Genomic DNA, 13270 nt, shown 5'->3' on the forward strand with positions numbered 1-13270 from the left:
TGGTGGGAGACGACCGCGGTGCCCGAGATCCGGCGGCAGGCCGATCGGCTAGGCCGCGACCTGCTTGAGCGTCATGACGTGCTCGACCAGCGCGATCAGGACGTCCTTGACCGAGCGCCGGTCCCGCGCGTCGCAGAGCACGACCGGCACGTCCGGGTCCAGGTCCAGCGCCTTGGCGATCTGCGTCGCGCTGTGCCTCTGCACCCCGTCGAAGCAGTTCACCGCGACCAGGAACGGCGTGGCGCGGCGCTCGAAGTAGTCCACCGACGGGAAGCAGTCGTTCAGCCGGCGGGTGTCGGCCAGCACCACCGCCCCGAGCGCGCCCAGCGCCAGCTCGTCCCACAGGAACCAGAAACGGTCCTGGCCCGGGGTGCCGAACAGGTACAGCACGATGTCCTGGTTGATGCTGATCCGGCCGAAGTCCATGGCCACGGTGGTCGTGCGCTTGCCCTCGACGCCGTGCACGTCGTCGATGCCGACGCCGGCGTTGGTGAGCACCTCCTCCGTCTGGAGGGGTCGGATCTCGCTCACCGCGCTGACGAGCGTGGTCTTGCCGACGCCGAACCCACCCGCGATGAGGATCTTCACCGCGAGGGGAACGTGACCGTCAGAGCGCTCGGAGGCCATTGACAACCGCCTTGAGGATGCGATCGTCGGGCCGCTGCGGCCCGACGGATTGGTCGTACTCCGGTTCGTGCATTTCGATGAGCCCCTGCTGGAGCAGATCGCCCAGCAGCACGCGCACAACGCCGAGCGCGAGATCGAGATGGGAGGCGAGCTCGGCGACCGACACCGGCTCGCTGGTGCGCGCGAGGATCGCGCGCTGCTCGGGCAGCAGGTGCTGGTCGCCCGAGCCGTCGACCCGGCTCACCACGAAGGCGACCAGGTCGAAGGCGCCGACCGCCGGCTTGGCGCGTCCGCCCGTGACGGCGTACGGCCGGACTACCGGTCCGGCGTCGGAGTCCATCCAGTCGTGCCCACGCTCCCGGTCACCCCGCGGCATCGTGTGAGAGGCCCGGTCGAGACGGCGCGGTGAGGTACTGCCCGACCCTGGTCACCAGCATCGCCATCTCGTAGGCGATCACGCCGATGTCCGAGTCGGCGGCGCTGAGCACCGCGAGACAGGCGCCCTGCCCGGCGGCGGTGACGAACAGGAACGAGTTGTCCATCTCCACGATGGTCTGGCGGACGGATCCGCCGTTGAACTGCCGCCCGGCGCTGCGGGCCAGGCTCTGGAAACCCGACGCGACGGCCGAGAGGTGCTCGGCGTCGTCGCGCCCGAGCCCGCTGGACGCGCCCATGAGCAGCCCGTCGGCGGAGAGCACCACGGCATGCTGCGCCGACTCGACCCGCTCGACGAGGTCGTCGAGGAGCCAGTCGAGCTTGCCGGTGCGGCTCGTCGAGTGCGTCACTTATGCGTCCCTTTCCGGTGCGTTCGGGTCGTCGCCGGGCGTGATCTGCCCGGCGTCGCGGCGGCCCTTGGTGAAGCCGGCCTGCAGCGACGTCATCATCGCGCGTGTCTGCTCGGGCGAGCGCCCGCCGACCGTGGTGGTCGCGAACTGGGCCGCCGGAATGCCGTCGACGGTCCGCTCCTCCTCCGGCCGCTCGCGCAGCTGCGGGGCGAGGCTGGCCTGACGCCGGCGGCGCGGCAGCCCGTCGTCCGTGAGATCGGCATCGCCGCTGTCGTCCCGGTCCTCCACCGGGGCCCTCTGGACGGGCACCGTCGGCGCCGGGGCGACCGGGAGCGGGACCACGTACTCGACGGGCTGCGGCTCGGGCGTCGGCGGCGCCGCCACCGCGGTCGGGCGGATCACGTCGGCCGCCTCCAGCTCCAGCACCGTCTCCTCGGCGGCCTGGCGCTCCTCGGCCGGCGTGGACGCGGTGAGCTCGTGGGACGCCCCGGTGATCAGGTGCGGCGGGACGAGCACGACCGCGGTGATGCCGCCGTACGCCGAGGCCCGCAGCGTGACCCGCACCCCGTGCCGGGCGGCGAGCAGCGCCACGACGAAGAGGCCGAGCCGGGCCGAGTTGGCCGGGTCGAAGTCCGGCGGCTGGGCCAGCCGCTGGTTGGCATCCTCGATCGCCTCCGGGGCCATGCCCAGGCCGCGGTCCTCGATCTCGATCGCGTACCCGTTCGGCACCAGCTGCCCGCTGATCTGCACGCGGGTGTGCGGCGGCGAGTAGGCGGTCGCGTTCTCGATGACCTCGGCGAGCAGGTGGATGACGTCGGCGACGGCCCGGCCGACCAGCGACGCCTCGGGCAGGGCCAGGAACCCGACGCGCACGTAGTCCTCGACCTCGGAGACGGCGCCGCGGATCACGTCGACCATCGGCACCGGGTGGCGCCAGCCGCGGCCGGGCGCGGCACCGGCCAGGATGACCAGGTCCTCGGCGTGGCGGCGCATGCGGGTCGCGAGGTGGTCGACGCGGAAGAGGTCCTCGAGCTCCTCCGGGTCGGTGGTGCGCCGCTCCATGCGGTCGAGCAGGCCGAGCTGGCGGTGCAGCAGGGTCTGGCTGCGCCGGGCGATGTTGAGGAAGACCTCGTTGAGCCCCTGCCGCAGCTGGGCCTCGTGCACCGCGGACTCCACGGCGGTGCGCTGCACGGCGCTGAAGGCGTTGCCCACCTTGCCGATCTCGTCGGTGCCCCACTCCAGCGGCGGCGCCGCGGTCACCACGTCGATCTTCTCGCCGTGGCGCAGCTTGGCCACCAGGGCCGGCAGCCGCACGTCGGCGAGGTCCTGGGCGTCCTGGCGCAGGCCGACGAGCCGGCGGATGAGCGAGCGGCCGATGCGGATCGACAGCAGGATGGACAGCACGACGGCGATGAGGCCGAGCACGCCGGCGCCGATGACGCGCAGCAGGATGCCGGTCGCGACGGGGCCCGCGTCGGCCACGATGACCTCGCCGAAGCGCAGGTCGAAGTTGCGCAGCTGGGTCACGAGCTTGTCGTACGCGTCCCGCCAGGCGTTGATGTCGATCGGCAGCCCGGCGCCGGCCCGGGCATCGGACATGATCTTGTTCTCGAGGTCCTGGACGCGCTTGTAGGAGTCGCTGGTGACGATCGGGTCCCAGATCGCCTGGCCGCCCTTGGGCAGGTCGTAGGTCGCGTCGGCGTAGACGTTGCGCTTGGCCCCGATCGTCGCGATCAGGTCCGAGCTCTCGGTCTTCTGGAACTTCCCGGCCGTGGCCACCCCGTTGATCATCGCGTCCTCGCGGGCGAGCTGCTCGCGCCCGCGGCTCGTGGCGATGACGATCAGGGCGTTGCGGGTGAGCTGGGCGTTGCTGATGCCCGGCAGGGAGTCGTACCAGTGGTAGATCGCGTCGATCGGCCAGTTGTAGACGTCCATCGCCTCGGCCCGGTCGATCTGGCCGAGGGTGATGCGGGTCCGGTCGGCCGCGAGCTGGTCGAACTGGTTGATGACCTCACGCAGCCGGCCCCGGGAGACCTCGGGGATCGCGTCCTGCAGGTTGTTGTCGGCGGCCCGGCGGCGGAAGTCGGTGAGCACCTCGTCGACCTTGGCCCGCTGCTCGTTGAGCGCCGTGGTCTCGGGCCGGCCCTCCTGGCGGCCGGAGGCCAGGTAGACCTGGGTGAGCATGCGCTCGCGCTGCAGCGCGACGATCACGTTCTCGGAAGGCTTGCCCGACAGCGCGAAGTACGTCTGGCTGTTGAGCAGCTCGGCGGTGTCCCCCGCCGTCAGCGTCGTCGCGAACACCCACATCACCACGAGCGAGGCCAGCGGCGGCAGCAGCAGCGTGATGATCTTCGCGCGGATCGACCAGGTGCGGATTCTCCACGAAGGGCTTCTCATGCGGTCGGTTCCTCGCTGGGGTCGCGGGGCAGAGGGGTGGCGCCTCGGGCATGATACGGACAGGTGGGGCCGGAAGTCACCAGCAAGGTCGTCAGGGGCATGAAGCACCGTCGCCCCTTTTCTCGCTCTTCGCCCGGAGTACCCGGGACGTCCCGGGTACTCCGGGCGCCATGCGACGTGGACGGTGGGTGGTGGCCACTCTGGCCTGGACACTGTGCGCGGGCGGGCTGACGGCCCTGGCCCTCGACGCGACCACGGCGGGGCGCAATGCCCTGCTCAAGGCGGCTCGACCGGCTCCCGGATTCCCCGTGACCGCGTCGCCCTCACCCTCGCCGGACGCGCCGCGAATCCTGCGCTCGCCGGGCGGGAACGTGGTCGCGAGTTGCGAGGGGAGTCAGGTGCTGGTGCGGTACCTCAGCCCCGCCGCCGGATTCCGCATCGTGAACGCGGACCGGGCGCCGGGGCCGCAGTCCCGGGTCACCTTCAGGTCCGACGCTCACGAGGTCCGCGTGCTGGTGCACTGCGCCGGCGACGGTCCGCACGCGGACATCGAGACCAGCTAGGTCACACATCGATCACAATTTATATCACCCGCTCCGGCAGGCCGAGTCCCTCCGGAACCACGGCCGTCCCGACGCCACGGATCGCCATGGAAGCGCAACGCTGCGCAACGTCCGCGGAGTCGGCCAGCCCGGCGCCGGCCAGCCGCGCGAGCACGAACCCGGCCAGGTATGCCCCGCCCGCCCCGGCCGCGTGCGCGACCGGCGCGGGCGGCGCGGCGGTGGCGACCGTCTCCCCGTCGAGGCTGAGCACCGCCGAGCCCTCGGCGTCGAGCGTCACCGCGACCACGGCCGCGCCCGTGCGCCGCAGCAGCTGGCCGCGGTCGCGCTCCCGGTCGAAGCCGGGCGCCTCCCGGTCCGACACCCGGCCCAGCACCCGCGCGGCCTCGGCCCGGTTCGGGGTGACCAGGTCCGGCCCGGTCGACGCCCACGGGGCCAGGTCGTGCGCGTCCACGGCGAAGAGCGGCAGGTCGAGGCGGCGGGCCGCGAGCAGCTCCCGCACCCGCGGCCCGAGCGTGCCGGAGCCGTGGTCGCACACGACGACCGCGTCCGGGCGCGGCTCGGTGCCCAGCGTCTCCTCGAGCCGGCGCAGCAGCGTCTCGGCCGCGACCGGGCTCAGCGGGCCGGTGTCGCCGTCGTCGAAGCGGACCAGGACGTACCCGTCCGCGACCACCCGCCGCTTGGTGACCGTCCGGCGGCCGACCGCGGTCACGAGCCGGTCGGCCACGCCCGCATCCCAGACGCAGGTGCGCAGCCGGGCCCCGGCGTCGTCGTCGCCGACGGCCCCGACCAGCGTGGTCCGGCCGCCGAGCGCGGCGAAGTTCGCCGCGGTGTTGGCCGCGCCGCCGCACACCTCACGGGTGGCGTCCAGTGCGATCACGGGCACCGGCGCCTCCCGGCTCAGGCGGACCGGGGCGCCGCACAGCCAACCGTCGAGCAACGCGTCCCCGACGACGAGGACCGCGGCGTCGCGCCAGCCCTCGGCCAGCGCGGCGAACTTGCCTGAGATCTGCACCGGCCGCCGCTACCCGGCCCGGCGCGCTTCATTCCCTGCGACAATCGGACCATCGAACACGCAGACGTGGCGATCATCGGCGGGGGCATCGCCGGCCTGTCCCTCGCCGCGGAGCTCGCCGAGCTGGACGGCCGGATGGTGGAGCGCTCGGGCGGGACCCGCCCGCAGCTGCGTATCGTGCTGCTCGAACGGGAGAACCAGTTCGCCTACCACGCGACCGGGCGCTCGATCGCCGCGCTGTCGGAGAGCCTGGGCTCGCCCGAGCAGCGCGCCCTCGCCCGCGCCTCCCGCACCATCCTCGACGCGCTCGGCGCCGAGTCCGGCATGCCCCTGCTGCGGGCCCGCCCGGTGATCTGGCTGGCCGACGAGGACCACCTCGGCGCCGTCAACGCGCTGCTGACCGCGAACCCGTCCCTGCGCGCCGTCGACCCGGCGGCCGCCCGCACCCTCTGCCCCGCGCTGCGCCCCGAGGCCGCGGCCCGGGCCGCGGTGGAGCGCACCGCCCAGGACGTGGACGTGGATGCGCTGCAGCAGCAGTACCGCGACCGCGCCGGCGCCGCCGGCGCCGTCCTGCGCACCGCGATCGGCCTCGAGTCCGGCACCTGGGACGCGACCCGCGGACGGTGGACGGTCACGACCGACCGCGGCGAGCTGACCGCGACCCGGATCGTCAACGCCGCCGGGGCCTGGGCGGACGCGGTCGCGGCCCGGCTGGAGGTTCGGGGGGCCGGCCTGACCAGCTACCGCCGCACGGTCGCGATCGCCTCCGCGGACGGCGTCGGGCCGGCCTGGCCCCTGGTCCTGGACGTGGCGAACCGCTTCTACTTCCGCCCGGAGCGCGGCGGCCTGCTGATCTCCGCCGCCGACGAGACCCCGAGCCCGCCCACGGACGCCGAGGCCGCGCCCCAGGACGTGACCGTGGCCGTGGAGCGCGTGACGGCCGCGACGACCCTGCACCTCGCCCGCGTCCGCACCAGCTGGGCGGGCCTGCGCACCTTCGCCCCCGACCGCAACCCGGTCGTCGGCCCCGACCCGGAGCAGGACGGCCTCTTCTGGTTCGCGGGTCTCGGCGGCACCGGCATCCAGACCGCGCCCGCCCTGGCCCGGCTGGCCGCGGCCCAGTTGCTGGGTGAGCCGTTCGAGATCCCCGGCCTGCGCCCCGAGTCGCTCCTACCCCGCTGAACGCAGCCCCTCGGCGGCCGGGGTCCTCGGCACGGCGACGGGCAGGCCGCCGGGGGTGCGCAGCAGGGCACGGTCGGCGTCCTCGACGAACGCCAGGTCGGCCTCCACGTGCCGGGCCGCGGCCGAGAGCAGCAGGGCCACCACCGGGTCCTCCGCCTTGCGCCGCAGGCCGTCGAGGTTGCGCAGCTCGCGCATGAGATACGTCCGCTGCTGCGACAGCACCGTCTTGACCGTGTCCGCGTCGCCGGAGCGGGCCGCGGCCGTCACCTTCAGGAAGAAGTCGTCGCGGAAGCCGCCGCTGCGCGGGGACGCCTCGCCGAGCCAGCGCCCCAGCTCCTCGTGGCCGGCATCGGTGATCTCGTAGACCACCCGGTCCGGCTTGACCGCCTGGGCGCGGCGCTGCGAGACCACCATCCCGTCGCGGGAGAGCCGGTCCAGGATCTGGTAGAGGTGGCCGATGTTCAGCGGTCCCCACTGCGGGCCGACCGCCGTCTCGAACGCGCCCTTGAGCTCGTAGCCGTAGCTCGGCCCGTGCGACAACAGCGACAGCACCGCGTGATGGATCGGCATGCCCCGAGATGCTACCCCTTGCATTGTCACAATGCATTGCGACAGAGTAGGCGCGTGATCCCATTCATCTGGGCGCATCTACGGGGGCGCACGGCGAGGTCGGTGGCGCTGCTGCTCGGCATCCTGGTGGCGACCACCGGCTTCACCGTGCTCACCGGGGCGACCGATACCGCCCGGCTGGAGGTCACCGGCGAGGTGAACCGGTCGGCCGCCGCCGCCTACCAGGTGCTGGTGCGGCCCCGGGGCGCCCGCACGCCGTTGGAGGACGACCGGCAGAAGGTCCGCCCGAACTCGCTCAGCGGCATCTACGGCGGGATCACCCGCGATCAGGTGGCCCGGATCGCCGCCCTCGACGGCGTGGACGTCGCCGCCCCGATCGCGATGGCCGGCTACGGCAACCAGAGCCGCCTCGCCTTCGCGGACATCACCGGCCTGGTCGACCGCTCGCTCGACCGGCAGCTGATCCGCGTCGACCGGACGTTCCTCGCCGACCGCGAGCTGAGCACCGCCAGGGGCCGGGCCCAGTTCGTCTACATCACCAAGCACGCCCTCGCCTGGCCGAAGATGAACGGGGCCGGCTCGTCCCGGGTGGAGTACAGCGACGGCTCCGTGCGCAACGGCCGCGACCTGTGCGCCGACACGGTGCCCGTCCTCGAGGACGGCCGGCCGGTCTGCGACTGGATCGACCAGGGCGAGATGTCGAACCTGATGAACGACCTGCAGGGCACCCGCCTCGACATCTACCAGCTCCTGCCGGACGGCCGGTTCCAGCGCGGCTCGGCCGGCGAGAACGGCGACGCGCTCGTCACCACCGACACCGCCGAGGCCTTCCTGTACTGGAAGACCCCGCTGCTGCTCGCCGCGGTCGACCCGCAGGCCGAGGCGCGGCTGGTCGGGCTGGACCGGGCGGTCACCGCCGGGCACTGGTTCGGCCCCGACGACCGGGTGGAGCCCAAGAAGCCGCCGATGAACCTGGCCACGCTGCCGGTGCTCTCCGTCGAGCGGCCGTACCCGGACAACGGCATCCGCATCGGCCTGAGCCGGGTGCCGCTGAGCGAGCCGCCGCCGGGCGACACCCCCGCGCACGCGCTGGCCGCGCTCGACGCGATCACCGGCCCGGTGCTGGAGACGCGGACGGTGCAGGCCGACCCGCAGGAGCTCGGCTCGCAGCAGTACCTGGCCCCGTTCATGCTCACGGGCGGCGTCGACTACACCGAGAACCCGGACGGCTCGCTCACCGCCGTCCCGGTCCCGAGCAACCCGGAGGCCTGGCGGCTGCGGGACGAGTCCGGCGTCCACGTGCCGTGGCAGATCTACGACACCTCGTACCGCACCATCAGCCAGTCGACGAACCTCGGCCTCGCCCGGACCGTCGGGCTCTACGACCCGGCCAAGGTGCAGGCGTTCGACCCGCTGAGCAAGGTCCCGATGGAGACCTACCAGGCCCCTGTGGCCACCGGCGGCGACCAGCGCAGCCGCGACCTGCTCGGCGGCGGCGCGCTGCTGCCCGACGGCAACCCGGCCGCCTATCTGGCCACCCCGCCGACCCTGCTGACCAGCCTCGACCTGCTCGACCAGGTCTACGCCGAGGCCGGGTTGAGCACCGCGGCCAAGGCGCCCGTCTCGGCCGTGCGGGTGCGGGTGGCCGGCGTGCACGGCTTCGACGCGGCCGCGCGGGAGCGGGTGCGGGTCGTGGCCGAGCGCATCGCGGCCGCGACCGGCCTCGACGTCGACATCACCTACGGCTCCTCGCCGCAGCCCCAGCTCGTGGACGTCTCGGCCGGGCAGTTCGGCCGGCCGGCGCTGCGGCTGTCGGAGCTGTGGACCCGCAAGGGGGTCGCCGCGGCGATCGTGAGCGCCGTGGACCGCAAGAGCGTCGTGCTGTTCGTCCTGGTACTCGTGGTCTGCGCGCTGTTCCTGGCCAACGCGGTCACGGCCGGGGTACGCGACCGGCGCACCGAGCTCGCGACGCTGACCGCGCTCGGCTGGCCGGCCCGGCGCGTGTTCGGCGTCGTGCTCGGCGAGGTCGCCGCGATCGGGCTGGTCGCGGGCGCCGGGACGATGCTGCTCGCAGGTCCGCTCGGCTACCTGCTCGACGTGCGGGTTCCCTGGGGGCGGGGGCTGCTGGCGGTACCGATCGCGCTGCTCCTGGCTCTTCTGGCCGGGCTGCTCCCGGCGCTGTCCGCGGCTCGCGCACGGCCGGCGAAGGGGCTGCGACCCGTGGTGCTGCGCCCCCGCCGGGCCGGCCGCCCGCGCGGGCCGATCGGGCTGGGCCTGCGCAACCTGCTGCGCGTGCCCGGGCGGACCATGCTCGGCGCGGGCGCGCTGGCGATCGGGATCACCGCGGCGACCGTCCTCGGCGCGATCACCTTCGCCTTCCACGGCGCGATCGTCGGCACGCTGCTCGGCGACGCCGTGTCGCTCCAGGTGCGATCGGTCGACACGATCGCGGTGGCCGCCACGGTACTGCTGGGCGCCCTCGCCGTCGCCGACGTGCTGTACCTCAACATCCGCGACCGCTCGGCCGAGCTTGCCACGCTGCGCGCCACCGGCTGGACGGCCGGCGCGCTGACCCGCCTGGTCGCCGCCGAGGGCTTCGGCATCGGCGTGCTCGGCGGCCTGCTCGGCGCCGGCCTCGGCCTCGGCGGCGCGGCCTGGCTGGTCGGCGCCGTGACCGTCGGCCTGCTCTGGACCGCGGCCGCCGCGCTCGCCGGCGGCGCCCTGGTCGCGACCGCGGCCGCGATCGTCCCCGCGCTGCTGCTGCAGCGCCTGCCCACCGCCCGCCTGCTCGCCGAGGAGTAACGCCATGTCAGGTGCCGCGCTGTCGGTCAACGGGCTCACCAAGCGCTTCCAGGACATCGTCGCCGCGGACGAGCTCTCGCTGGAGGTCGCCGCGGGCAGCTTCACCGCCGTCACCGGGCCGAGCGGCTCGGGCAAGTCCACGCTGCTGCACCTGGTCGGCGCGATCGAGTCCGCCGACGCCGGCTCGATCGTGGTCGACGGGGTGGAGGTGACGGGGCTGCGGCGGCGGAGGCTGTCGCAGTACCGGCGCACCGTCGGGTTCGTCTTCCAGCGGTACCACCTGTTGCCCGCCCTCACCGCGCTGGACAACGTGATCGCCCCGGTGCTGCCGTTCAAGGTCGGGTTCGACAAGCGTGCCCGCGCGCGGGAACTGCTCGACGCGGTCGGGCTCGCCGGGCGGGAGCGGTCGCTGCCGGCCCAGCTCTCCGGCGGCCAGCAGCAGCGGGTCGCGATCGCCCGGGCGCTCATCGGCTCGCCGCGGCTCCTGCTGGCCGACGAGCCGACCGGCAACCTCGACTCGGCCCACGGCACGCAGATCCTCGACCTGCTGCTGGAGCTGCGCGAGCAGCACGGCATGACGGTGCTGCTGGCCACGCACGAGCAGGCCGTCGCGGCCCGTTGCGACCGGCTGGTCCGCCTCGGCGACGGCCGGATCGACGAGGACATCGACCTCACGACCGGCGAGCCTCCCGAATCCACGCTGGCGCGCGCCACCCAGCTGCGGCTTTAGCCGGGAAATGCACCATTTCGCGAGTACGATCGCTGGTACGTATTTGCGGGCTGGGGGTGGTATGCCGCAACTCGATACCGGCGTGCTCGCGCAGCCCGAACGACTGCGCGCCCTGCGCCGCGCACACCTGCTCCTGAGCTCCTCGTCGGCCCCGGTCGACGGCCTCGTCCGGCTGGCCGCCCGCTCGGTGGTCGCCCCGGTCGGCCTGCTCACGCTCGTCGACGACGAGCGCATGCACGTGGTCGGCCGGCACGGGCTGCCGCCGGACCTCGACCAGGTGCACGCCGAGCCGGCCACGAGCTCCTTCTGCCAGTTCGTGGTCAGCGAGGACTCCGCACTGGTGGTCCGCGACGCGCGCGAGGACCCCGTGCTGCGCGACCTGGGCGTGGTGACCAGCCGGCACATCACGGCGTACCTCGGCCAGCCCGTCCACGACGCCGCCGGGAACACGCTCGGCGCGGTGTGCGTGACCGACTCGGTGCCGCGGCACTGGACCGACGACGACATCGCCGCGATCGCCGAGTGCGCCGGGCTCATCGAGCTCATGCTGGCCGCGGAGGCATCGCGCGAGGACATCGCGCTCGCCGCCGCCGAGACCGACGCCGTGCTGGAGACGGCCCTGGAGGCCTTCGTCGCCATCGAGCTGTCCGGCGAGATCACGCGCTGGAACCGCGCGGCCGAGCGCACCTTCGGCTGGACCGCCGCGGAGGCGATCGGCCAGCACGTGCACGAGCTGATCATCCCCGAGCGCTTCCGGGCGGCCCACCGCGCCGGGCTCGTGCGCCTGGCCCGCGGCGGGCTGCCCCGGCTCCTCGGCCAGCGTCTGCAGCTGTACGCCGTGAACCGCGCCGGCGACGAGTTCCCCGTCGAGCTCACGCTCAACGTCGTCGAGGGCCCGCTCGGGCGGCACGCGCACGCGTTCATCTACGACATCAGCGAGCGCGTCACCGCCGAGCGGCAGCTCGCCCGCGAACGCCACTTCCTCTCCGCCCTGCTGGACAACCTCGACGCCGGCGTGGTCGCCAGCGACGAGCGGGGCAAGCTGATCCTGTTCAACCGCGCGATGCGGGAGATCGCCGGCCACGACGCCGACGGCTCCGCCCAGGACGCCTGGACCGCGCTGCGCAGCGCCCCGGGCGGCGAGCCGATCAGCGGCGAGGACATGCCGCTCACCCGCGCCTTCCGCGGCGAGCACATCCGCGACGCCGAGTACGTCATCCACCTGCCGGACCGGCCGCGCCGCTCGTTCACCGTGAACGCCCAGCCGATCCGCGACTCCGACGGCACCCGCCTCGGCGCGGTCGCGGCCCTGCACGAGGTCACCGACCGCCGCCGGGCCCAGCGGCTCATCGAGTGCGAGCTGGCCGTGTCGCGCATCCTGGAGCAGGCCCCGACCATTCAGCAGGCCGGCCCCGAGCTGCTGGAGACCGTGGCGCGCACGCTGCGCTGGCCGCACTCGGAGATGTGGCTCGTGGACAAGGTCGGCAACGTGCTGCGCAACGCGGCGATGTGGACGGAGCCGGGGTACGAGATCCCCTACCCGGACCCGCTCGCCCCCGGCAAGGGCGTCTCGGGCGTGGCGTGGGAGACGGGCCAGCCGACGTGGATCCCCGACATCTCCGCGGTCAACAGCCACCTCAACGTGCCCTCGCTGGCCAAGCACGGGCTGCGCGTGGGCCTGGCGATCCCGATCCGCGACGGCTCCGGGGTCACCGGCACGCTGAGCTTCTTCGGCGACGCCGCCGAGGAGCCCGAGCAGTCCCTGATCGCGCTGCTGTCGGGCATCGCGGCGCACGTGGGACAGTTCCTGGAGCGGCGCCGGGCCGAGGACCTCGCGAAGCAGCTGGCCCGCACGAAGGACGAGTTCATCGCGCTGGTCGGCCACGAGCTGCGCACGCCGCTGACGTCGATCTCGTCGTACACGGAGCTGCTCCTGCACGACGACCACGACGACGAGGCCACGCGCGAGCAGTTCCTGGCCGTGATCGCGCGCAACGCGGAGAACCTGCGCGCCATCATCGACGACCTGCTCGACCTCGCCGGCCTGGAGAGCGGCTACGTCACCATGGTCGAGCGCCCGCTGGACTTCGCCGCCGTGGTGCGCGAGGTCGCCGGCGCCAACGCCCAGGCCGCGCGCGAGAAGGACCTCGACGTCACGGTCGTCCTGCCCGAAGGCGCCGCCCCCGTCGCCGGCGACCTCCCGCGCCTGCGCAAGGTCGTCGACCACCTCGTGACCAACGCGGTGAAGTTCACGCCCGCGGGCGGCCGCGTCGAGATCCGCCTGGACAGCGACGTGGCCGGCGTCACCCTGCACGTGGTCGACACCGGGGTCGGGATTCCGCAGGAGGAGCGGTCGCGGCTCTTCGAGCGCTTCTTCCGCGGCTCGAACATCCGCAACCAGGGCGTACCGGGCACCGGCCTGGGCCTGGCGATCAGCCGCACAGTGGTCGAGCGCCACGGCGGCAGCATCACGGTGACGGATCACGGCGACAAACCGGGCACCACCTTCGTCGTGCGCCTACCCGCCTACTGCCCCTGAAGGCCGTCCACCACGCGAGTCCGCTCGGCGCGTTTGCCGCCTTACGCGCACGGGGGGCTTCGT

At 73.7% G+C, this 13270-nt stretch carries 11 protein-coding genes; 5 read left to right on the top strand and 6 right to left on the bottom strand.

The genetic code is table 11. The annotated features are described in order from the left end of the window. Positions 1 to 48: 48 nt before the first annotated feature. The 4 genes from ACQP2P_RS40650 to ACQP2P_RS40665 are packed head-to-tail and all read right to left on the bottom strand — an operon-like array spanning position 49 to position 3809. The gene (locus ACQP2P_RS40650; protein WP_433619475.1) at positions 49 to 627 is read right to left on the bottom strand and encodes a GTP-binding protein; all 579 of its coding nucleotides are present in this window, start codon (positions 625 to 627) and stop codon (positions 49 to 51) included. After that, on the bottom strand, positions 608 to 1003 hold the full coding sequence (locus ACQP2P_RS40655; protein ID WP_433610249.1) for a DUF742 domain-containing protein: 396 nt from the start codon (positions 1001 to 1003) through the stop codon (positions 608 to 610). Before ACQP2P_RS40655 ends, ACQP2P_RS40650 begins: the two co-directional genes overlap by 20 nt. Continuing rightward, positions 990 to 1412 carry a roadblock/LC7 domain-containing protein gene (locus ACQP2P_RS40660; RefSeq protein ID WP_350619478.1) on the bottom strand — a complete coding sequence of 141 codons (423 nt, stop codon included), beginning with the start codon at positions 1410 to 1412 and terminating at the stop codon, positions 990 to 992. The genes ACQP2P_RS40655 and ACQP2P_RS40660 overlap by 14 nt, the downstream gene beginning before the upstream one ends. Continuing rightward, on the bottom strand, positions 1413 to 3809 hold the full coding sequence (locus ACQP2P_RS40665; protein ID WP_433610251.1) for a sensor histidine kinase: 2397 nt from the start codon (positions 3807 to 3809) through the stop codon (positions 1413 to 1415). A 170-nt stretch (positions 3810 to 3979) separates the two neighbouring features. Between ACQP2P_RS40665 and ACQP2P_RS40670 the strand changes: the two genes are divergently transcribed. Beyond that, positions 3980 to 4372 carry a hypothetical protein gene (locus tag ACQP2P_RS40670; protein WP_433610253.1) on the top strand — a complete coding sequence of 131 codons (393 nt, stop codon included), beginning with the start codon at positions 3980 to 3982 and terminating at the stop codon, positions 4370 to 4372. Positions 4373 to 4391: 19 nt separating this feature from the next. Here ACQP2P_RS40670 and ACQP2P_RS40675 read toward each other — a convergent pair whose 3' ends face one another. Beyond that, a complete protein-coding gene (locus tag ACQP2P_RS40675; protein WP_433610255.1) occupies positions 4392 to 5384 on the bottom strand; it encodes a bifunctional heptose 7-phosphate kinase/heptose 1-phosphate adenyltransferase in 993 nt (330 codons plus the stop codon). 66 nt (positions 5385 to 5450) lie between these two features. Between ACQP2P_RS40675 and ACQP2P_RS40680 the strand changes: the two genes are divergently transcribed. After that, entirely contained in the window at positions 5451 to 6566 is a 1116-nt protein-coding gene (locus ACQP2P_RS40680; RefSeq protein WP_433610256.1) for an NAD(P)/FAD-dependent oxidoreductase, read from the top strand. Here the strand turns inward: ACQP2P_RS40680 and ACQP2P_RS40685 are convergent. After that, complete coding sequence (locus ACQP2P_RS40685) at positions 6555 to 7136, bottom strand: PadR family transcriptional regulator (RefSeq protein ID WP_433610258.1); 582 nt, start codon at positions 7134 to 7136, stop codon at positions 6555 to 6557. The genes ACQP2P_RS40680 and ACQP2P_RS40685 overlap by 12 nt on opposite strands. Before the next feature lie 54 nt (positions 7137 to 7190). On the opposite strand from ACQP2P_RS40685, the gene ACQP2P_RS40690 reads away from it, so the two are divergent. The 3 genes from ACQP2P_RS40690 (at position 7191) to ACQP2P_RS40700 (ending at position 13207) form a co-directional block, all read left to right on the top strand. Beyond that, positions 7191 to 9938 carry an FtsX-like permease family protein gene (locus ACQP2P_RS40690; protein WP_433610260.1) on the top strand — a complete coding sequence of 916 codons (2748 nt, stop codon included), beginning with the start codon at positions 7191 to 7193 and terminating at the stop codon, positions 9936 to 9938. A 4-nt stretch (positions 9939 to 9942) separates the two neighbouring features. Then, complete coding sequence (locus tag ACQP2P_RS40695) at positions 9943 to 10668, top strand: ABC transporter ATP-binding protein (RefSeq protein WP_433610262.1); 726 nt, start codon at positions 9943 to 9945, stop codon at positions 10666 to 10668. Between the two features lie 61 nt (positions 10669 to 10729). Continuing rightward, complete coding sequence (locus ACQP2P_RS40700; RefSeq protein ID WP_433610264.1) at positions 10730 to 13207, top strand: ATP-binding protein; 2478 nt, start codon at positions 10730 to 10732, stop codon at positions 13205 to 13207. The last annotated feature ends 63 nt before the right edge of the window (positions 13208 to 13270 follow it).

It is taken from the genome of Dactylosporangium sp. CA-139114, assembly GCF_050955725.1.
GTDB lineage: Bacteria > Actinomycetota > Actinomycetes > Mycobacteriales > Micromonosporaceae > Dactylosporangium.